The organism is Microbulbifer jejuensis (assembly GCF_047289955.1).
Taxonomy (GTDB): Bacteria; Pseudomonadota; Gammaproteobacteria; order Pseudomonadales; family Cellvibrionaceae; genus Microbulbifer.
On sequence record NZ_JBLBUB010000019.1, the window covers coordinates 47,907 to 68,866 of the forward strand.

The following is a 20,960-nucleotide window of genomic DNA, read 5'->3' on the forward strand; positions in this document are numbered from 1 at the left end:
ATGAATCAGATGAGTACTGAATTTAAGGATTTTAAGATTGCGGATATCTCCCTGGCCGAATGGGGCCGCCGCGAAATCGAGATCGCCGAGGGTGAAATGCCGGCCCTGATGACCCTGCGGGAAAAATATCACGCAGAGCAGCCGCTGGTCGGAGCGCGCATCATGGGTTGTATCCATATGACCATCCAGACCGCTGTGCTGATCGAGACCCTTGTCGCGCTGGGTGCTGAGGTGCGCTGGTCGTCCTGTAATATTTTTTCCACCCAGGACCACGCCGCAGCCGCAATTGCCGCGCGCGGTATACCGGTATTTGCCTGGAAAGGCGAGACCGAGGATGAGTACGCATGGTGCCTGGAGCGCACCGTGGGTGCGGAGGTTGCCGGCTGGCAGCCGAACATGATTCTCGATGATGGCGGTGACCTCACGGATCTGCTGCATCGCAACTATTCGCATATTCTCGATCAGTGCCATGGGGTCAGTGAAGAGACCACCACCGGCGTGCACCGCCTGCAGGATATGTTGCGCGAGGGCACACTGAAAGTGCCCGCAATCAATGTCAATGATTCCGTCACCAAGAGCAAAAACGACAATAAGTATGGATGTCGCCACAGCCTGAACGATGCCATCAAGCGCGCTACCGACCACTTGCTGGCTGGGAAAAAGGCGCTGGTGATTGGCTATGGAGACGTGGGCAAAGGCTCCGCTGCCTCCCTGCGCCAGGAGGGCATGATTGTCAAGGTTTCCGAAGTGGACCCTATCTGCGCCATGCAGGCCTGTATGGACGGCTTCGAACTGGTTTCCCCCTACATCGACGGTATCAATACCGGTACGGCTGAGGGCATCAATACACAGCTGCTTGCCAATACGGACCTGATTGTTACCACCACCGGTAATGCCAATGTCTGTGATGCGCACATGCTGGCGGCCCTGAAGAGTGGCGCTGTGGTGTCGAACATCGGCCACTTCGACAACGAAATTGATACCGCGTTTATGCGCGAGCACTGGCAGTGGCAGGAAGTGAAGCCGCAGGTACACAAAGTGGTGCGCAACAGGGAAAACAATGATCACCTGCTGCTGCTTTCCGAAGGCCGTCTGGTCAATCTCGGCAATGCCACCGGCCACCCCAGTCGCATCATGGATGGTTCATTTGCCAACCAGGTTCTCGCGCAGATTCATCTGTTCCAAGAGAAATTTGCCGACCTGCCCGCAGACCAGAAAGTGTCGGCCCTGTCTGTCAAAGTGCTACCAAAGCGTCTTGATGAAGAGGTGGCGCGCTACATGGTGGAGGGTTTTGATGGTGTCATTACCCGCATGACCGAACAGCAGGCCAACTATATCGGTGTCTCTGTGGACGGCCCCTATAAGCCCGAAAGTTATAAATACTGATACCCTCATAAAAGGTGCCGGCTGTGCCGGCACCTGGATTTCGCAGGGAATGGAACAGAGTATGAAAGACCCCATTCGGATCAGTTTCGAATTTTTCCCCCCAAAAACGGCTGATGGCCGTGCCAAACTGTACCGAACCCGTGAAATACTGCAGGCATTTAATCCCGAGTTCTTTTCTGTGACCTACGGTGCCGGTGGCACCACGCGCGAGACCACCGCCAGTATTGTCACGGATCTGTGCCGCGACGGGATCTCCATCGCACCGCACTTGTCCTTTGGTGGAGATAATGAGGAAACCATTCTCGGGTTGTTGAATTTATACCGGGAAGCCGGAGTCACCCGGATAGTGGCCCTGCGTGGCGATATGCCCTCCGGTATGGGTGCCGTTGCGCAGTTGGTGTATGCCAATGAGCTGGTGGCTTTTATCCGCCGCCACAGCGGAGATCACTACCATCTGGAAGTTGCCGCCTATCCGGAAATACATCCGGAATCCACTAGCTATGGTGACGATATCCGCTTTTTGAAAGCCAAGTTTGAAGCGGGCGCCAACAGTGCGCTTACCCAATATTTCTACAATCCAGACTCCTATTTTTACTTTATCGATCAGTGTGAAAAGGCCGGCATAGATGCACCGATTTATCCCGGCATTATGCCCATTGTCAATTTCGATAACCTGATGCGTTTTTCGCGCAACTGTGGTGCGGAAATTCCAAGGTGGCTGAAAAAGCGTATGGAGAGCTATCGCAATCGGGAGGATATCCGCAAACTGGGGCTCGAGGTGGTGACGGATTTATGTGAGACCCTGTTGGCGGGGGGCGCCCCCGGGTTGCACTTTTATACCATGAACCAGGTGGACCCGACGGCCAGGATTTTGCAGGAACTACACCTTGAAACCCAGACTGCTTCAGAAATGTGCCCTCAAACCGAAAAGCACTCCTGAAAGCAATGACTGGGGCTCTTCTACTATATTCTGATCCAGACACCTCAGGGCTGACCCGCCAGGGCAGGGTCGTATCACTGCTGGCAGTCAGCGGGTGCCAGACCCTGCAATAAGTAACTGCGTGCAGTTGCTTTGGCTTCAAGGGGTGGCGAATACACAGGCCACGAAACCGCAGTTTGATGGCTGCATTCGCCAAGCCTGGGATCAGCCCTCCGAACCCTTACGTTCTGCCTCTAACTGGGCTTGAAGTTTCCTCTCTGCCTTATCTGCATAGTGCTTGCAGCTAAGCGGCGTTTTCTGTGTAGCGGTGTTCTCAAATAACCAGCCACTGGCTGCTGGGTGGGGCGTGATCAGCAGTTCGCAGGGCAGGTTGCGCACGCGCTCGAAACTGGTTTGGTAGTCCTGCACAATATCGGGATAGCGGCTATTGTTAATCAATTGATAACCCGGCGCACTCAGGCTGTCCACATAGGCGAGTTGTGTTTTATTACCATCGACAATATCCTGCCAGGTCCAGGCCATGCTGCCCGGGGTATGGCCCGGAATAAAGTGTACGCGCAGATGCAGATTGCCCAAAGCGACTTCCTCGCCATGATGCAGTATGCGATCGGCTTGGATGGGCGAATACAATATCCCATCTCCGAAGTGGATATCATTAGCGCCACCGCGGGCCATCAGGAGTGCGGATTCTGCATTGGTAGCGATTCGGGCACCTGTTGCACGTTGCACAGCCGCCAGGGAGCCGACGTGATCGGCATGGGCGTGGCTGTGCAGTATCAGTTTCAGGTCGGCGGGCTGTAGCCCGAGTACCCCCAGGTTTGCGAGCAGGTGATCCGCTGTTTGCGCCATACCCCCATCGATCAAAATCGCCCCTTCACGGCCTGTGAGTAGCAGAGCGGTAATACCCTCTGTACCGATTTGCCAGGTATTTGCGGCAATCCGCAGGGGTGTCACCGGCTGTCGCCAGGACTTTGGCACCTTGTAGGCTTCCAATTGTGGCAGTGGGTCCAGCTCTGTTGCCGAGGTTATCCCGGCAAGTAATACTGGCAGAGCTGCGGCAGTGATTGTGCTGAAATGCATCGAATTGACTCGTTTTATCTTTTACCAGGTGCTTAAAATGAAGTAATTATCGACTGAATTTTCACTGCCCACAACACGCTGCCCCGGGCACACGGTAGGCGCTATTTCTATCGAATTGCGTAAAAAGGCTTCAGCCTGATGATTTGCACCTTGCTCTTCCTCAATAAGTGCTGCGGCAAGGAAGATTTTCTCTATTTGCCAGAGAAGAGAGCCTCGTTAATATGCCCTGCTTCTCTTCTGCCCCATCTCAACTAATAGATCTGCAATTCGCGAAAAGTGATTTTCACCCGCGCAGTTATTTCGATCCCCTTGACGCGTTATTAATTCTGAGATACTAATTAAGGTGACATCGGTCAGGGTGATCAGTATAGCAATGTTAGATGTCAAAGCATGACTGGTGGCGTTTTAATGTTTTTATTTGCTCAATTGTTCATTCTGGGATGAGAAATGTCTGTAGCAGGTCGAACTGGCTTGATCTATAAGATTCAGGTGGCAGTTATACTTTTAGCATCTCTGGCCTGCGTGTTGGCCATAGTAATCGGCATCCCGCATGCAATTTGATTTCTATTAATTCAAGCATTGGTATTTTTAAGTGCAGTCTATGTTATTTATCGCTATCACCGTAAAACTACCCAACCATTGCCAGCAAGCTGGCTGGACTGTTAAAAACGTTGCTACGCAACAACGCGGCCGGTAATAAAGGTATGGGAATTCTCTACCGATGATCTATGGAACTACAATCAGGCCGCTTTATGAGAGAAAGGGAGACATACCTCAGTTAGGGGCACTCTTTGAAAGTGAATGGCCTGCGTACTATGGAGTATCTGGCCCAGGCGATGCGTTAGCTGATGTACAAAGCTACGCTGGAAAGAAGGCATTGCCGATTGGCCTGGTGGCCTATGTTAACGGTGTGCTGAGTGGGTTTATGGCCTTGAAGTATGAATCGATAGAAATTCGGCCAGAATTAGGCCCCTGGGCGGCAGCAGGCTATGTTGTTCCTAATATGCGTGGCCGTGGACTTGGTGCACAGTTATTGGCAAGTATTGAGAATACGGCTGCAAATATCGGGGTATCCAAAATTTATTCAGGCACAAGCAAAGCACACAATTTGTTGCTTCGTGCTGGTTGGATCAAGAAGGAGGTGGTGGCCTATGGTGGAGAGGTTGTCACCATCTACAGAAAACAACTCTAACAAATCTATCAACGTGGAGACCCTTTCCATTGTTTTTATTTTGTACTTACTAACAAGGCGGAAGGGAAGAATACTCTTATCTCGGGACCGTATGAGGCATGGACGCCGATTACGAGCGTACAGGGAGGTATTTACAGCGTGTCCTGAGAGGAGGGTATTTTTTGCTTCCGACCCGGTAGTAATTAGCACAAAATAAAATTACCTGCGTCTCACCGGTTCTAGTGGTGTTTAAGGCCAATATGAAGACTGCCATTAATAATACGTTTTTCTTAGGGGGGCGATTCTTGCAGGGGTGATCGCATGGATTTGGGTTGAGACTGTAAAAAGCAATGGGCTAATCGTAATTACAAATATTCCAGTCACATCAGCCAATCACGGTTTCTTCGACGTTCTCAATGACTATCGCCAGGACCACAAAAATTCATAACAGTATATGTGCCCGAAAAGGGTATACCCCTCCATGTATTCCTGAATCAGCATTGAAGGGTGAATTCAAGGCGTTTTCTCCAAAACATTTGCATATCTGTGGCACAGGAATACGTATACTACTGGGCCGGAAGGAAAGAATATCCCTCTCCCAGGACACGCTGTGAATACATCCTTGTACGCTCGGAATCGGCATCCATTGGCACAACAGGTATTATGCTATGGCCATGCGCTGCACACAAAAACAGCGTGGGATTTTGGTCAATCGTATTCTGCTCGGGGAACTAAACTTGGTGTCGCCTAAAACTTCACCTTGATTGTATTCCTTGCAGAAAGCGATTAGGGTAGGTCTGCTGCCATAGTGCCCAGCCGTTTAACCGGCGTAAGCAAAGAAAAAACAGATAAAAAACAGCGCAACGACCAGTATTCCGCTCACGAGGCGCCCTGTAACGGGAGCACTCGCGGGAAACCCAAACGTAAAATAATCATACAAACAAGGACCGCATCATGACCGCGTAAATGAGAGAAAAACGCCACCCCCCGGTGCTGATAACACCGAGAGATGGCTAACCCCAATAGATACATAACCTATCTAGCGAGGCTGTCTTGAATGATACGCCATACACTCGTTCGTCTTCAATAAACGTCTCCCTGAAGGCGGGCTTTTCGAGTCACTTCTGCCCCCGGCGACGGAGTGTGCTGTGGCGTTGCGCGAGGATTGGTGTGGTGCTTTACTTCAGTCGCGCACCGCCTGCCTGGCTATGTACCCCTACTCTAAACTTCCCTCTATTTTCCCCACAAGGACCGCGCCTGCGACGGAAAAAACACGCAAAGCGATGCGCTTTTTCTGCACCTTTCCGCCACAGGTGACTCAAGGAGCTTATGAAAGATGCCTATATTACCCTGTCGATTGTTTCAGCCGCTGAACCTGGGTGGGTATTTTATTATCACGCTGGTCGCTATCAGAGAGAACGCTGTGGATCTGCATATTGCCCCCGGCAAGGGTAACCGCGTGATGCGGGCCGTGCGTTTACTGCAACTGTTGGAAGAGGCCTGGGCGCTGGAGGAGGACTCAACCGATCAGCCCCCAGCCATCCTCAGGCCATTCAAACACCGCCCCAAGAAAAAGACGTAGCGCTGAAAGGCAGAGCGGGTGGATCGAAAGTCTGTGCAACCCCGAGCAGCACCGCAAACGCTTGCCTTCCTGTGCTGTCACTGCGGGGAGGTAAGCGCAAGCCTGTGAGCTTCCGCTCCGCTCTGGTACTACTATAGGTGCGCAAGGCGCGATCGCCGGCACTGTCGTGGCTGTACCGGAAAGGTGTGTCAACGGGCGAGAGGGAAAAGATCCTGGCGATACGCCTATCTGGATAGTGGTGCAGTTTTACAGGTAATAGGATCAGATACGAGTCGGCATTTCGATCACTGTGACCGCTATTATTGAGAAGCGCGTAGCTGCTCCTAAAAAGTGAATAAATCCAATGGGTTACATTTATTGTTGATTTTTGGGATACTGGTCGTAGTGATCATTATTTCAGGTGGTTCGATAGTGCTAAATTATCGTATCTGATTGATTCACAGTAATTATTTAATAGTTTGGCGTGAAAAAAGTCCATAAATACTGGTCATGGTGATCAGTATATAAATGTTAACAATAGTCAAAGGGTTAATTAGAAATGCCTAATATTCACATAAGCTCATCAAAATATATGGCACCTTCAAAGCTACAAGGTTGGCAGTGGTTGCCTTATATTGACAAAATAATGCTTGATGTAGTTAAGCGCGCTATTACTATAATTGATAAGCGGATCAAGGGGAGTAAACCATGTGAGGCGGCATTTAAGACATTACCTGACGGCAAATCTTTTACAGATATATGGAACTTAAAAAATGTTTGGATCAGTTATGATCCTGATAGGTCTGGCAACAAATACGGTGTAGCGTTAAATAAACAACATATTTCAATTACCGCTTACGCATTGGCTATGGGACAGTGGATGACCGCAGCAACAATTATTCATGAGCTTGCTCATGTTAATGGCGCACCCGGCAATAATACTCAGGCAGAAGACATGCTATTGAAATGCATGCTAAAACAGCATCACAACCCTAATATAATTGGTCAAATTCGAAACAGCAAGCTTAAAAATGTTGCGTTAGTATAAGGGTAAAGCTATGAGAATTTTTAGCATTTTGTTATTTATTGTTTTTATGTACCCGATATCTGCATTTGCGTGTCGATGCCAAGAACAAAGCATTCAAATTAACTATGAACGCTCATCTATGGTTGTGTATGCTAATGTGCAGGATTTTATAGCTGCACCTTCAGGTGAAGGCGGAACTGCAATCTTAGCTATTAACCATTGGTGGAAATCTTCATCGCCAAAAAAAATAGTGGTTAACTCACTTACAAATTGCAGTCAAAATTTTGAGATTGGCGGTAGCTATTTGCTATTTCTGAATATGGAGCCCAGTGGTTTATATTACACTGACCGATGTCTTGGCAATAAGGATTTAGGTTACACAGAAGCTTATAGCAAAGTGCTTTCTAAGCTAAAGGAAAATGGTAACAAGTAACTACACCGGAAAACGAAAAGCACAGCGTTGCTCTGCTTTCGTTTTCCAGTAAGTAAGGCGCTAAGTTTTATACACAAGTTTTTCAGTTTTATTTTCTTAATCAATAAGTTACAGTTTCCACTTAATAAGAACCACATGGTTGACTGAATTATTACGCAGAACTGGGTCACGGATGAAGTGCAATATCTAGTTATGGGTGATGCTCGATTGAATAAGCGTTTGTCCAATATTCTCAGCAATTTAAGTTCCGACCCAAAGAATAGCATTCCCTGTGCAAACAGGACTTGGACAGAAATATTTGGAATCTATCGTTTTATTGAAAATGAAAAAGTCAACTTTAATATAGCTGAGGAGCTGGGTACGGTAGTTCCGCACTTCCGGATCTGCGTGGGGGCGTCTCAGTAATAGGCTGTTCTACCACAACGATAGCAACTTTCACTGACACCGAAAGCGGCACAGGCAATTCGAATACTGATGTGCCGTGTGGCTACGGCTTGCCGCGCCATCTCCTTTCGCCGAGATGGCTTTACCACTTTTTTTGCAGAGCTTCCTGAACGATTTCAGCCTTCAACCGCTCTTCGGCATACATCTTCTTGAGGCGCCGATTTTCATCCTCCAGTTCCTTCAGGCGGGCCATCATTGAGGCATCCATGCCGCCGTACTTCGATCGCCACTTATAGAAGCTCGCTGAGCTCATACCGTGTTCTCGGCATAGTTCAGGCACTGGCACGCCGTTTTCGGCCTGCTTGAGTATCGCCAGAATCTGGCTGTCGCTGTACTTCGATTTTTTCATGCAGAATCTCCTGCGCGTATTTTACGGGAAAATTCTACTTTTGGTTCCGGTGGGTTTTCGGGGTGATTACCAGCCTTGCCCCTTCCCAATATGCCATAGCAGGAAAGAATTCGGTTTGTCTCTTGAAAAAATCCTCAATAAATTAACGCACTCATCTCCGGCCTCATAAAAAAGGTTCTCCAGGTAAATAAAAGTGCTTTGTAGCTGTGTAATTATTTCGCAGCGACCGCTTTGCACCAGTCTTTTGCTGCCAACCGAAACAGGCAGTGACGCAACAGGGGGCTTTCAGTGGGAACCTGGGGATGTTCAAACACCAGAGAATCCCGCTGCATGCCGAGACGTTCCATCACTCGTTGGGAGCGAATATTTGGCAGGGCGGTAAAGGAGACCACTTCAGCAAGTTGTAAAATCTCAAAGGCCACTTCCAGGGATGCGCGCGCGGCTTCACTGGCATAGCCTTTGCCCCAGTGTGGATGGGCCAAGCGCCAGCCAATTTCTACCGCAGGGGCAAACGGCAGGTCATCGGTGATTGGTTTGATGCCGACAAAGCCGAGAAATTCACCGCTTTCTTTAAGTTCCAGCGCCCAGAAGCCCCAGCCATACTCTTCTATATATGTACTGTTACGATCGACACCCGCATCACTTTCTTCCCGTGTGAGTAGTGCAGGAAAAAACTCCATTACCCTGGGGTCGGTATTCATTATGGCGAGAGGGGGTTTGTCTGCCTCTCGCCACTGACGTAATTGCAGGCGCTCGGTGTTTGGTTGTATTAGTTCAGCCATTGGAGAATAACTATTCTATTATTTGTTCTCGCTGAAACCTTCAGCCGGGGCGACCATAAAATCACAAAGCCTGAGCCACTCGCACTGCTCTGGATAGGCCGTCTCCACAAAGCCCAACTTTTCATACAATCTGCGTGCCGTTAAATTAGTGCGCAGCACAAACAGGGAGCACTCAGTTACCTGTAAGGCCCTGATGCCAATTTGTGCGAGCTGGGTAACCAGAGCGCTCCCCAGCCCGGCCCCGCGATGATTCGGAGAGACAATTAAGCGCGCCAAATGGCAACGACCCAAGTGTTGGTAAAACTGGCCAAAGGCGAGCAGTTCGCCCCCGCTATCCTGAAAGACGTAACTCGGCAACTCCGGCCAGTGGCAATCCTCAAGAAAAGATGCCCTATTGAAAGGAAAGCGGAAATGCGGGCCACCCCACTGCTGGCACTGCTGCCGATCCGGCAGCCAGGGCATCAGTGTTGAGAATTGTGCTGTCGGCAATGGCTCCAGCCTGATACTTTTCAATGTCGACACCCCAGCCTAATTGCGACTTTTCGCCAGCCACCGGTCCAATTGGTCCGCAAAGGCTTTGCGATCCGCCTGATTGAGCGCCGGTGGGCCACCGGTATGCACACCGCTGGAGCGCAAGGTATCCATAAAATCGCGCATATTCAGGCGCGCGCGGATATTGGCCTTGGTGTAGCGTTCCCCGCGGGGGTTCAGGGCCTCGGCGCCTTTATCGATCACCTCTGCTGCCAGGGGGATATCGCTGGTAATCACCAGGTCCCCCGCTCCACAGCGCTGCACAATTTCGTTATCGGCCACATCAAAGCCCGCAGTCACCTGTAGAGAGCGGATATAACGGGACGGCGGCACTCTGACTGCCTGGTTTGCTACCAGGGTCATTTCTGTTGCAGTGCGCTCTGCAGCGCGGAACAGAATTTCCTTGATGACCACCGGGCAGGCATCGGCATCGACCCAGATTCTTGTCATGGTTGTATCGCCTTTTTGAGCGTATCGGGCGGCAGACCCGCATCGCATTTCCTGCAATTGAGTTGAATGCCCAACCTGGACGCGCGCCCCGCCTCAGTGATCACCCAGGGCCGGTTGGTCCAGGGCGGGTTGTGGCGCACATGCTGGCAGTGGCCACAGGCAAGCTCGGCCACCCAGTGATCTTCTTCATCCAGGTGATAACCGGCAATGGGTTGTTGCATGGGATTACACAAGCAGAGAATAGGGCGCAGTTATAGCTAATCCCACTGTCAAAGTACACGCCGAGGCGAACGTTCTTACTGGCGATGGGAGGATTCGAGCCAAGGCTGATAGAATCCCCTGCTTTTCCGTCGTGCAATAATGATGTAGCTCCCTATATGACCCAACTTAATCCCCGCCAGTCTGAAGCGGTGAAATATGTCGACGGCCCCTGTCTGGTACTGGCCGGTGCCGGCTCTGGCAAGACCAGCGTCATCACCCGCAAGATCGTCTACCTGATCGAGCAGTGTGGCTACGCCGCGCGCAATATCGCCGCCCTCACCTTTACCAACAAGGCCGCCCGGGAGATGAAAGAGCGGGTGGGTAAGCTGCTGGCGGGGCCGAATGGCAAGCGCTCCAAGGCGAGTCATGGTCTCGTCGTATCCACCTTCCACAACCTGGGCCTGAATATCCTGCGCAAGGAGTACCGCGCCGCTGGCTTTAAGCCGGGCTTCTCCATCTTCGACGCCGAAGACGCCCGCGCGCTGATCAAGGAGCTGATGCTGCGCGATGGCGACCTGGATACAGATCTGCTTGAGCGGGTGCAGAACCAGATCTCCAACTGGAAGAACGATATGCGTACACCGCGCCGCGCCCTGGAGCAGGCGCAGAGCCCCGGCGAGCAGGCCATTGCCATCGCCTATGATCGCTACTGCGAAGCCCTCAAGGCCTACAACGCAGTGGACTTCGACGACCTGATCCTGCTGCCGGTGCAGCTGTTCGACAGGGACCCGGAGCTGCTCCAGCGCTGGCGCAGGAAGATCCGCTACCTGCTGGTGGACGAATACCAGGACACCAACAATGCTCAGTACCTGCTGGTGAAACTGCTGCTGGGGGGGCGCAGCAGCCTCACGGTGGTGGGGGACGACGACCAGTCCATCTACGCCTGGCGCGGCGCGCGCCCGGAGAATATGACGGCCCTCAAGACTGACTTTCCCGGTCTGCGCCTGATCAAGCTGGAGCAAAACTACCGCTCCACCAGTCGTATACTCAAAGTGGCCAACCAGCTGATCGCCCATAATCCCCATGAGTTTGACAAGGCGCTGTGGTCCGACCGCGGCCTGGGGGAAGAGATCCGCGTGATCAAGTTGATCAACGAAAATGACGAGGCCGAGCGCATCGCCAACGAGATTTATCTGCAAAAAAGCCGTCGCGGCTGCAAATTTATGGACTTCGCCGTACTCTATCGTGGCAACCACCAGGCGCGCCTTGTGGAGCTGAAGCTCCAGGAACACCAAATCCCTTACCAGATGTCCGGGGGCACGTCGTTTTTCGCCCGCGCCGAGATCAAAGACGTGATGGCCTACCTCAGGTTACTGGTGAATCCCGATGACGATAACGCTTTCCTGCGCATTATCAATACCCCGCGCCGCCAGATAGGCACCAGCAGCCTGGAAACCCTGGGCCATTATGCCAGGGATCGCGAGGTCTCTATGTTCAAAGCCTGTTCCGAGCTGGGCTTCAAGGAACATATCAGTGGACAGGGCTACGAACGCCTCAACCGCTTCGCGCTATGGCTCGAAGGTGTGCAGCGCAACTGCCATGAACGCTCGGTCAGCGATGCCCTGCGCGAGATGCTTGAGGATATCGACTACGCCGGCTGGCTGGCGCAAAACGCAAGCAGCGAGAAAGTGGCCGAGAAGCGTATGGAGAATGTGTACTGGCTGCTGGAATCCCTCAATAAGATCATGGAGGGCACCGATGATGAACTGGAGCAGGATATCCGCCTGGAACAAGCTATCTCCAAGCTGATCCTGCGGGATATGCTGGAGCGTCAGGAGGAAGAGGAAGCCACCGATAAGGTCAGCCTGATGACGCTGCACGCCGCCAAGGGCCTGGAATTCCCCCATGTGTTTATGATCGGCATGGAGGAAAACCTGCTGCCGCATCGCAACAGTATCGAGGACGACAATATTGAAGAGGAGCGCCGTCTCACCTACGTCGGTATCACCCGCGCTCAGCGCACCCTCACCATGACCCTGGCGGGCAAGCGCAAGCAGTTTGGTGAAACCCAGGACACAACGCCCAGCCGTTTTTTGGATGAACTGCCCGAGGAGGATGTGATACGGGAAGGGTTCAGTAAAACCACGCCGCAACAGAACCAGACAAAGGGAGAGGAGACCCTGGGGTCGCTGTTGCGTATGTTTGATTGAAGTGCGGGCAACGCGATACCTTTATCCATGTTCCGCCACCAGCACTTGGTATCCTCACAGGGAAAGGGCCCCATGCCAATAGACAGTGCCTATCTGGCCGATACCGGTGAAAAAAGGCCGCTTAAGGGGCGGCCTCCAGGCAGCGCGTACGGTTACTTGCTTTTTTCCACCATATAGTCGACGGTGGCTTTGATTTCGTCGTCGCTACAATCCATACACAGACCTTTAGGCGGCATGGCATTGATACCGTTGATGGCGTTGGTGTAGAGCGTATCCATACCCTTGGCGATACGCGGAGCCCAAGCGGCCACATCGCCAAGCTTGGGTGCGCCCGCTACGCCTGCGGCGTGGCAGGTGAAGCAGCTCGCGTTGTAGATCTCCTCGCCACTGCGCCCAGCGGTACTGGCGCTCTCCGGTGCCGCCGCTACCGCTGCTGCACATTCCTCCCCCTTCATACAGGTTTTGCCTGCCGGAGCAATACGCTCGGCAATCTCCTGATCAACAGACTGGGCTACTGCCGCAGCCGCACTGACGGTCAGTGCCGCCACGATACCCAAAATACTCTTCATACTACCCCCTCAAAGGACTGAATTGAATTGAGCCCATACCGCGGCATAATTCCACGCCGCGCATTATAAGCACACCACCAGTCCTTGCCAAAGGCCGGTTGACCCGACACAATGCCTTCCACACCCCGCAGCGCTTCTGTATACTCCGCCCACCCTGTATTGGCAGTCACTTCCTACCCCAGCCGTGGACAGTATGTTTTTCTGAAGGCGGGAGGCGGATTACGGGGTATTGGCCTTACCATTAAGGCCAGAGGGGTTGATGGTCCAGGCCCCACACTACCCGCTCGTAGCTCAGCTGGATAGAGCGCCACCCTCCGGAGGTGGAAGTCGGGGGTTCGAATCCCTCCGAGCGGGCCAGCTTTCTTTCATTTGACTAAACCCGCAATACTGGGATTTATTGCGGCGAGGCAGCCTTTTCCCGGAGCCTCGCCAGTGGCCTCAAGCCCAACCCCCTTAAGTTTCACGTCGGTATCGGCACTGTAAAAGTAGAGCGCTGATATAACAGGAGGGTCGCGCACAAATCTACTGCCAAATCAGAAGGGGGGAATACCCCTCTCCCAGGACGCGCTATGAACCCATCCCTGTAGGCTCATAATCGGCATCCACGCCTTATGCGATTCTGGCAGAGGGGTATTCTTCCCTCCTGCCTTATTGGTAAATGCCGCTCACAGGGCTTATTTTCCATAAATAATACTGAAATTGGTTAATTACATATCACTGCCGGTTTCCCAAGAGAGATTCATCCAGAAAATTGATCTCTGATATGCGTTGGAGCTGATTAAAAATATCCGTTTGCCGATGTGCCAGATAGTTGACTATCTGAGCGTTATCGAGCAGTTTTGTAAGATATTCCTTGGCCAGTGGGTTTCATTTTGTCAGGATATGAGAAGTGCTCACTCAGCAGATGTGGGTTTATGCTGAGGTAAAAAAGGAAAATAAACCAACAGCCCAGAGCTTGTCATCTTTTTGGGGTGTTGGCATCGCTACTGCGAGAAGAGATATTTCACACCTCATTCGATAAAGGCTTATCTATTTTTCCGGTGCCAGGAAAACGGGATACTATGCCATTCAAAAATGGAAATCCGGATAGTCTATTATTTAGACTTTCTTAGGAGCTGAGTGACTAGGGGCGGGAATGCATAGGAGCCAACTTGCACCGTGATGAGATCACTATACCCTTTTGTATTTATCTGGATTTTCAGAAGAGAAGTTTTTAGTGCGTATCTGACGATCACACTTATTGCAGCTTTTCTTTGCCTCAGTAAGATGTGTGATAGAACTTTGTCGCTTCAATAATTATTTTATCATTTTTTTTGCATCGTAAAATAATATTGCCATAGTTTGGTAGTCCTCTTTCTATTTTCTTCCAGCGCAAAGAGATGTTTCCAGTGTATGCGTCGTATCTATTATCTGTCATATGGGATCAATTGAAGTGTCCCTGGCCGGGTACCTATGCCTGGCGCCGGGATTGTTTGCGCTGGCCCTGTTTGCAACTGTTATTCGCTTTTTCCAGTCTATGGTGCTAATACTGATCACAGTTCTATCAAGCTGATAATGAGACAGAGATTTCCGGTTCGTTAATTTACTCCTGAGCAATCCAGGTGTGATGTGTCACCAAAATTTATTTTTTGATCTGTATCGATCTACAGTCGATGGCGGAAAATTACTTGATACATTACAAACTTGGCAGTTTATTACTCAGTTTGATCAATAGAGGTTCGAGCTGGGCAGGGAGTGAAACTCACGTTTGATGGAGTGAGTGCAATTTGCTGTCATTTGCATCAATAAATTGTCGAGTTATTTTGGCAGATGCTGATTTAAAATAGAATTTGGTGCCACGGATGGAAAATGATCAAATGGTAGCTGCAAAGCTCCGCTATGTTGTATTTTTTTTTACTGTATTGAGTGTGGAAGTTTATGCTGACTTTGTGGGAACACTAAATCTCTATGCGAAAGGCGGTAAATACTGGTTCAACGAGGATCGTCTCGACGGTACACCATTTCAGGATTTAACCCTGGGCGATACCACTCGGGATTTGACACTGCGCGATTCCACCGGCGTTGGAGTTGGCCTTGGGTTCAATATGACTAATTACTGGGCTATGGAGGGCGTCGTTGACTACTTTACGGTAAATATTAAGGAAATTCCCGAGAAGGTGGAAGTATACAATTATCACCTGGATTTGCTCTACCAGTTCGCCGGACAGTTCTGCGGTAACTTTTGCTGGCAACCCTATGTTGCCTTTGGTATCGGTGAGATCCGTATAGAGTTCGATGATGCACCGGATCGCTACTACGGGGACAGGGAGGATGAATATCCGGATGTTTGCCGCTACGAACTTGAATATCCGGGAGACGATTGCAATTGGCATGATCGCCAGACGATGTTTAATCTCGGTCTCGGCATTAAATACAGCTTGGGGCCGCGCTGGCAGGCGCGTGCGGACGTGCGTCTTTTTCAAGGCATAGAAGAGGGTGGAGTGGATGGATTTGCCAGTATTGCGATAGGCTACCAATGGGTTGAATATCCGGACTTCTGGTATGACGAGGATGCCGATGGCGTTATCGATGCAACCGATCAGTGTCCGCAAACGCCTGTTGGAATCGATGTGCACCTCGATGGATGCCCTTTGGATTCAGATTTTGATGGGGTGCCCACCTATCTGGATCAATGTCCGAATACCCCGATTGGTATCGCCGTGGATGAGTATGGATGTATCCGATAGCCTGAGTTTCCATAGAGGAGCAAATCGGCGCGCTGGGCCAGTGAATAACTTTCACGAAGTTGGCTGGCAGGATGTGGTCTGTACCGGTCTGCTCTTATTTTAGTGCGTATGGACACCCTTTTCTGGCGAAAGTTATTCACCGCGTAATTCGTCCAATTGCTCGGAAATTTCCAGCCATTCCAGTTCAAGTGCAGCGAGCTTCTCACTTTGTTCGGCTTGCACCTTATTGAGTCGGGCGATTTCTTCATGCTGCCCGCCGTTATAGAGGCTTTCGTCGGCAAGTTTTTCCCGGGTTAGAGAGAGTTGCCTCTCTGCCGAAGACAGTTGGCGTTCGAGGGTTTTCAGTTTTTTTGCCAGGGGTTTCAATTGCTCGCGCAGTGCAGCGGCGGTGCGCCGCTGGGTTTTTTTGTCCCCGACCGGGACGGTGTTGTCCCCGGCAGTGTCCGGTGTTTTTTCCCCGCGGCGTTTTTTCTCGCGATTATAGCCCAATAACCACTGCTTATAATCTTCCAGGTTACCGCTATAGAGTTCGGCGCGCCCATCTGCCACCAGAATAAATTCATCGGCGGTGTTGGCGAGCAGATGGCGATCATGGGAAACCAGCACCACAGCGCCGGGAAACTCCGTCAGCGCCAGGGTCAGGGCGTGGCGCATTTCCAGGTCCAGGTGGTTGGTGGGCTCATCGAGCAGCAGAAGATTGGGTTTTTGCCAGGCCAGGATCGCCAGGGCCAGTCGTGCCTTTTCTCCACCAGAAAAACCGGCCACGGTCTCAAACACCCGATCGCCAATAAAACCATAGCCTCCGAGAAAATCGCGCAGGGACTGTTCGCTGGCATCGGCACTGAGCCTCTGCAGGTGTAGTAGCGGGGAGGCGGCAGTGTCGAGGGCTTCCAGTTGGTGTTGGGCAAAATAGCCAATCGCCAGATGCTCCCCGCACTGGCGCTCGCCACTCAGGGGGGAAAGTTGTCCGGCAAGGGTCTTGATCAGCGAGGATTTGCCTGCGCCGTTGGGGCCGAGCAGGCCAATACGACGGCCCGGCTGGATACCCAGCTGCACTTTATTGATCACTACCTTACCGGTGTAGCCGATGTCTGTTTCACGCAGATCGATCAGGGGATTGGAGGTTTTCTCCGCCGACGGCAGGGTGAAGTGGAAGGGGGAGTCCACATGCGCGGGAGCGATCCGGGCCATGCGCTCCAGCGCCTTTAAACGGCTCTGGGCCTGTTTGGCTTTGCTGGCCTTGGCGCGAAAGCGCCGCACGAAATCCTCCATATGCACACGCTCGGCCTGCTGCTTTTCGTACTGTAGTTGCTGCTGGGCCAGACGCTCGGCGCGAGCGCGCTCAAAAGCGCTGTAGTTGCCGCTGTAGAACACCAGTTTTTGTTGCTCGAAACTGACAATGCCGTCGACCACCGCATCGAGGAAATCCCGGTCGTGGGAAATAATCAACAGTGTACCGGGGAAGCGCTGCAGCCACTGCTCCAGCCACAGGGTGGCATCGAGGTCCAGGTGGTTGGTGGGCTCGTCCAGCAGCATCAGATCAGCCGGGCACATCAGGGCGCGCCCGAGGTTGAGTCGTATGCGCCAGCCACCGGAAAAACTGTGTACTGGCCGTTGTTGCTCGCTGTGGGAGAAACCCAGACCGCTGAGCAATTGCGCTGCCCGCGCCGGGCCGCTGTAGCCATCAATACCCGCCATACGCTCGTGCAGTTCTGCCAACTTGTGACCACTGGTATCACTGCAGCTCTCCGCTGCCGCCAGCTGATTTTGTAACTGGCGCAGTGCTCTGTCGCCATCGAGGACATAATCGAGGGCGGGCTGGTCACTGGCCTCGACCTCCTGGGCCATATGGGCGATACGCCAGGTGCTCGGCAAATCCACCTGGCCGGCATCACTTTCCAACTGGCCGAGCAATAGCTTGAACAGGGTGGACTTACCACAGCCATTCGCGCCGATAATCCCCACCTTGTGGCCGGGGAAAATGCGACAATCCGCGCTGTGCAACAGTTCTCGTGCACCTCGCTGTAGGGAGACACCTTGCAAATTGATCACTGAAAAACCTCATGGAAACAGGCCGATGGATGCTAGCCTATTCGGCGGAATCGGGCATAACCGCTGCCCTCTTAAGAAGGCGCCAGTCGAAAAGAAGTGGGGATTTTAACGTGACACAAACCGCACCTCCATCTCCCCTGCAGAAAAATCCCCTATGGCAGTTCAGCCTGGTATTTTATCGCCACAATGATGTGGAAAGCTTCCTGCTCGATTGTCAGGACAGGCGGGGTGCTGACATATGTATGATGTTATGGGCGAGCTATGCCGCTGTCTGTGGGCACCAGTTGAGTGATGAGCGCTGGTGTGTGGTCGATCGCAGTTTGGCACCGAGGCGATCAATGATTCGCAGCCTGCGTCATTTGCGCCGTCTGCTGGGCCATCTGCGCCCCTATACTCTGGGGCTCTATGGGATGTGCAAGCGCTACGAACTCAAACTGGAGCGCTTGCAACTGGCAATGCTGTGGACAAACTGCGTCGGGGATTGGCCTGGTGATTGCCCGGCTCTGGAGTTGGCCGCTCATCAATACGGTCTGCTAGAAAAAGAACAGGCCCGCTGGGCGAGCCTGATAGAAAGCTATCTGGCAAGCTCGGAAGACCTGGATGCTGGGTGAGCCCTCTTCTCCCTGGCTGCCAAAGCAGTGTGTGGGATGTGCCTTGGGCAATCAGAGCGGTTGAATAAAAGGATTGCCGGAATATTACAAAGCGTCGGGATAGTCCGCCGCCGGCCAGCACCCCGGGGAGGCGCACAAGCGCAACAGTTGTTTGGCGTTTGCGTCCTCTCTGAGGTGGCGTTCAATTGACCAACAGGGCCGGGTTGACCTATGCGGATAAATTACTCACTGCTGCGCTCTTCAGCGGAAAACAGGCTGTTGGCAGGAGTAGCTGGCGTAATGCCTGGCGTCGGGGGAGTGGATTCCAACGGCATTTCCTGCTTGGGGGTAGCGATAGCTTCCACATCGGGCTTGGCCTTTTGCAGTACCGACGCTTGACCGGGTTCGGTCGGCTTGGGCTTTTCACTCGGCGATTTTTCTACTTTCGCGGGCTTTGCCGGTGCTTTGGGTTTGGGGGCAGCCGCTTTGCTGGCGGTGGGTTTGGTAACTTTTTTCACCGGTGGTGCTGACTTTTCGGTCTTGGTTACCGGCTTTTTCGCTTTGGGCGCCGCACTCTTTGCCACAGCCTTGCGCGCTCCGGTGTTTTTCTCAACGGGTTTTTTGGCGACGGCTTTTTTGGCGGGCTTTGCGCCAGTGGTTTTAGCGGCTTTGACGGTGGTTTTTGCCGTGGCTTTCTTCACCGGCGTGGATTGCTTGGCCTTGCCCTTAGGCCGGGCCTTGCCAAGCTGTTTCTCCGCTGTGGCTGCGGCTTTGCGCACGGTCTCGGCTGCCTTGCGCTCAGCTTTCGCCCGGGTTTGCAACGCTTTTGCTTCCGCCATAGAGGCCCTGGCGAGTCGCAGCGCTTCGCTGAACTTCTCGACATTGGCTTTGGCGCTATCGAGCCGCTTTTGCGTAGCGGCGGTCTTGGTAGCCCTGGCCGCGGTGCGGGCGCCGGTGAGTTTGGCCTTGGCCCCGGCCAGTTTGTCTTTTGCCGTGGTCAAAGCCTTTCCGGCCTTTAAAACCGCTTTTTCGGCATCGGTAACCTTTTTGTTGCGGGCTTTATCCAGCTTTACAGTGAGTTTGGAAATTTGAGCTTCCAGTTCTGCGACCGGATTGACAGCTTTTCGTTTGGCAGCCATGAGTAAATGTCCTGACGTTTATTATCGATTGGCACATCCGGGCAGTGCACTTGCCTTGCCTAAACACGAACGACGTCGCTCAAGTAGCGGCGTGCGCACTGTGCATCGCTCCGAAACCGGAAAGAATCTCTAACAGTCCGGAACAACTACCGGTGAGTGACTGATAATAGCGCTGTTTATAAAAAAAATGTATGCCGAACGCAGTGAAAAAAGCGCAGGCCTTTCATTTTGGCAAGCATAACCCGATGGGCGGGCGCAACCGGAACCCTCGGGGGGGTGTGGTGTCCAGCACAGTGTGCGCGTCTGCGGTATGCACCGGGAGTCGCCTTGGGTTAGACTTGTGCGCACCGGTGGAAAAGGTGCGCCTAGCGGCTTCGGGCCGATACAGGGACGCTTGGGAAACCGCCGATGGCGTTGGGCCAAGGTCAAGCGCGAATCCATAAACGCAATACGGACAAAGAGACAACACCCATGAATAATTACCCTTTGGCTGCAGCAATTGCCCTTGGCCTGGTGCTGACCGGCTGTGACAAGCAGGGGGCCAAGCAAGAAAAAGAAGTTGCCCTGGACACCCAGGAGAAGAAGGTCAGCTATATCATTGCCGAGGATATGGCCAAGCGCCTTCAGTCCCAGGATGTAAAGCTGGACCCGCAGGTGGTGTTGATGGCGCTCGAGGATGCCGCCAGTGACCGCGAACCGCGCCTATCCGATGAAGAGAAGCAGCAGACCATCGCCGCCTTCCAGGAAAAAATGCAAAAGAAGCAGCAGGAAATGCTGGCTCAACAAGAGAAAGAATTTAAAGAAACTGCAGAGAAAAACCTGAAAGAAGGCGAGGTTTTCCTTGCTGAGAACGCCAAGAAGGACGGTGTTACCACCACCGATTCCGGCCTTCAGTACAAAGTGATTACCGAAGGCTCTGGCAATACCCCCAGCGCCGACAGTACGGTTGAGGTGGACTACAAGGGCACCCTGCTCAATGGTGAGGAATTCGACAGCTCTTATGCCCGCGGTGAGCCGGTTCAGTTCCCGGTCAACGGTGTGATCAAAGGGTGGACCGAAGCCCTGCAGCTGATGAAAGAGGGTTCTAAGTGGGAGCTTTATATTCCCTCTGAACTCGCCTATGGCCCGGGCGGTGCCGGTGGCAAGATTGGCCCCAATGCGACTTTGATTTTTGAGGTGGAGCTCCACAAAGCCAATGTTGCAGGTGATGAGGCGTCCGAGAAAAGCGAAGAAAACAAAAAAAGTGAACCGCAGTCTGAGTGATCTGACTATCGGGACTTTACTTAACAGGGGCGTCCATAGGGCGCCCCTTTTCGCTG

The 20,960-nt window shown here is 52.4% G+C and carries 19 protein-coding genes, 1 tRNA gene and 1 pseudogene; 12 read left to right on the plus strand and 9 right to left on the minus strand.

Annotation, left to right across the window (positions count from 1 at the left end):
- On the plus strand, nt 1-1,386 hold the full coding sequence (ahcY, locus tag ACL7TT_RS13350) for an adenosylhomocysteinase (protein ID WP_413396056.1): 1,386 nt from the start codon (nt 1-3) through the stop codon (nt 1,384-1,386).
- 61 nt (nt 1,387-1,447) lie between these two features.
- Nucleotides 1,448-2,326 carry a methylenetetrahydrofolate reductase [NAD(P)H] gene (gene metF, locus ACL7TT_RS13355; RefSeq protein WP_299943129.1) on the plus strand — a complete coding sequence of 293 codons (879 nt, stop codon included), beginning with the start codon at nt 1,448-1,450 and terminating at the stop codon, nt 2,324-2,326.
- 204 nt (nt 2,327-2,530) lie between these two features.
- On the opposite strand, the gene bla is transcribed toward metF, so the two are convergent.
- Nucleotides 2,531-3,406, minus strand: a complete 876-nt coding sequence (bla, locus tag ACL7TT_RS13360) for a subclass B3 metallo-beta-lactamase (RefSeq protein WP_299943131.1) — start codon at nt 3,404-3,406, stop codon at nt 2,531-2,533.
- A 721-nt stretch (nt 3,407-4,127) separates the two neighbouring features.
- On the opposite strand from bla, the gene ACL7TT_RS13365 reads away from it, so the two are divergent.
- From ACL7TT_RS13365 to ACL7TT_RS13385, 5 genes are all read left to right on the plus strand, one after another.
- A complete protein-coding gene (locus ACL7TT_RS13365; protein ID WP_413396058.1) occupies nt 4,128-4,598 on the plus strand; it encodes a GNAT family N-acetyltransferase in 471 nt (156 codons plus the stop codon).
- A gap of 1,315 nt (nt 4,599-5,913) precedes the next feature.
- On the plus strand, nt 5,914-6,159 hold the full coding sequence (locus ACL7TT_RS13370; protein WP_413396060.1) for a hypothetical protein: 246 nt from the start codon (nt 5,914-5,916) through the stop codon (nt 6,157-6,159).
- 538 nt (nt 6,160-6,697) lie between these two features.
- Nucleotides 6,698-7,186, plus strand: coding sequence for a hypothetical protein (locus tag ACL7TT_RS13375; RefSeq protein ID WP_413396061.1), 489 nt, complete (start codon nt 6,698-6,700; stop codon nt 7,184-7,186).
- Nucleotides 7,187-7,196: 10 nt separating this feature from the next.
- Nucleotides 7,197-7,598: a hypothetical protein gene (locus tag ACL7TT_RS13380; RefSeq protein WP_413396063.1), complete on the plus strand. Its 402-nt coding sequence runs from the start codon at nt 7,197-7,199 to the stop codon at nt 7,596-7,598.
- Between the two features lie 150 nt (nt 7,599-7,748).
- Complete coding sequence (locus ACL7TT_RS13385; RefSeq protein ID WP_413396128.1) at nt 7,749-8,003, plus strand: IS4/Tn5 family transposase DNA-binding protein; 255 nt, start codon at nt 7,749-7,751, stop codon at nt 8,001-8,003.
- 17 nt (nt 8,004-8,020) lie between these two features.
- Here the strand turns inward: ACL7TT_RS13385 and ACL7TT_RS13390 are convergent.
- The 5 genes and pseudogenes from ACL7TT_RS13390 to ACL7TT_RS13410 form a co-directional block, all read right to left on the minus strand.
- Nucleotides 8,021-8,391: pseudogene (locus ACL7TT_RS13390) on the minus strand (transposase); the annotation flags it as partial.
- A 212-nt stretch (nt 8,392-8,603) separates the two neighbouring features.
- On the minus strand, nt 8,604-9,173 hold the full coding sequence (locus tag ACL7TT_RS13395; RefSeq protein WP_413396065.1) for a GNAT family N-acetyltransferase: 570 nt from the start codon (nt 9,171-9,173) through the stop codon (nt 8,604-8,606).
- A gap of 18 nt (nt 9,174-9,191) precedes the next feature.
- Nucleotides 9,192-9,686 (minus strand): GNAT family N-acetyltransferase, encoded by a 495-nt coding sequence (locus ACL7TT_RS13400; protein WP_413396067.1) that lies wholly within the window; start codon nt 9,684-9,686, stop codon nt 9,192-9,194.
- A gap of 15 nt (nt 9,687-9,701) precedes the next feature.
- Nucleotides 9,702-10,154, minus strand: coding sequence for a YaiI/YqxD family protein (locus tag ACL7TT_RS13405; RefSeq protein WP_413396069.1), 453 nt, complete (start codon nt 10,152-10,154; stop codon nt 9,702-9,704).
- Nucleotides 10,151-10,375 carry a DUF3565 domain-containing protein gene (locus ACL7TT_RS13410; RefSeq protein WP_299939771.1) on the minus strand — a complete coding sequence of 75 codons (225 nt, stop codon included), beginning with the start codon at nt 10,373-10,375 and terminating at the stop codon, nt 10,151-10,153. The genes ACL7TT_RS13405 and ACL7TT_RS13410 overlap by 4 nt, the downstream gene beginning before the upstream one ends.
- Before the next feature lie 156 nt (nt 10,376-10,531).
- Here ACL7TT_RS13410 and rep point away from each other — a divergent pair, with 156 nt between their 5' ends.
- Entirely contained in the window at nt 10,532-12,565 is a 2,034-nt protein-coding gene (gene rep / locus ACL7TT_RS13415; protein ID WP_299939769.1) for a DNA helicase Rep, read from the plus strand.
- Nucleotides 12,566-12,717: 152 nt separating this feature from the next.
- Here rep and ACL7TT_RS13420 read toward each other — a convergent pair whose 3' ends face one another.
- Complete coding sequence (locus ACL7TT_RS13420; protein ID WP_299939766.1) at nt 12,718-13,134, minus strand: c-type cytochrome; 417 nt, start codon at nt 13,132-13,134, stop codon at nt 12,718-12,720.
- 280 nt (nt 13,135-13,414) lie between these two features.
- Between ACL7TT_RS13420 and ACL7TT_RS13425 the strand changes: the two genes are divergently transcribed.
- Nucleotides 13,415-13,491 (plus strand) — tRNA-Arg (locus ACL7TT_RS13425).
- Between the two features lie 1,484 nt (nt 13,492-14,975).
- A complete protein-coding gene (locus ACL7TT_RS13430) occupies nt 14,976-15,860 on the plus strand; it encodes an outer membrane beta-barrel protein (RefSeq protein WP_299939754.1) in 885 nt (294 codons plus the stop codon).
- A gap of 132 nt (nt 15,861-15,992) precedes the next feature.
- Here ACL7TT_RS13430 and ACL7TT_RS13435 read toward each other — a convergent pair whose 3' ends face one another.
- Nucleotides 15,993-17,912, minus strand: a complete 1,920-nt coding sequence (locus ACL7TT_RS13435; RefSeq protein ID WP_299939751.1) for an ATP-binding cassette domain-containing protein — start codon at nt 17,910-17,912, stop codon at nt 15,993-15,995.
- A 110-nt stretch (nt 17,913-18,022) separates the two neighbouring features.
- On the opposite strand from ACL7TT_RS13435, the gene ACL7TT_RS13440 reads away from it, so the two are divergent.
- Entirely contained in the window at nt 18,023-18,523 is a 501-nt protein-coding gene (locus tag ACL7TT_RS13440; RefSeq protein ID WP_413396072.1) for a TIGR02444 family protein, read from the plus strand.
- Between the two features lie 221 nt (nt 18,524-18,744).
- On the opposite strand, the gene ACL7TT_RS13445 is transcribed toward ACL7TT_RS13440, so the two are convergent.
- Nucleotides 18,745-19,641, minus strand: a complete 897-nt coding sequence (locus tag ACL7TT_RS13445) for a hypothetical protein (protein ID WP_299939746.1) — start codon at nt 19,639-19,641, stop codon at nt 18,745-18,747.
- A gap of 471 nt (nt 19,642-20,112) precedes the next feature.
- Between ACL7TT_RS13445 and ACL7TT_RS13450 the strand changes: the two genes are divergently transcribed.
- The gene (locus ACL7TT_RS13450) at nt 20,113-20,904 is read left to right on the plus strand and encodes an FKBP-type peptidyl-prolyl cis-trans isomerase (RefSeq protein WP_413396074.1); all 792 of its coding nucleotides are present in this window, start codon (nt 20,113-20,115) and stop codon (nt 20,902-20,904) included.
- Nucleotides 20,905-20,960 lie beyond the last annotated feature (56 nt).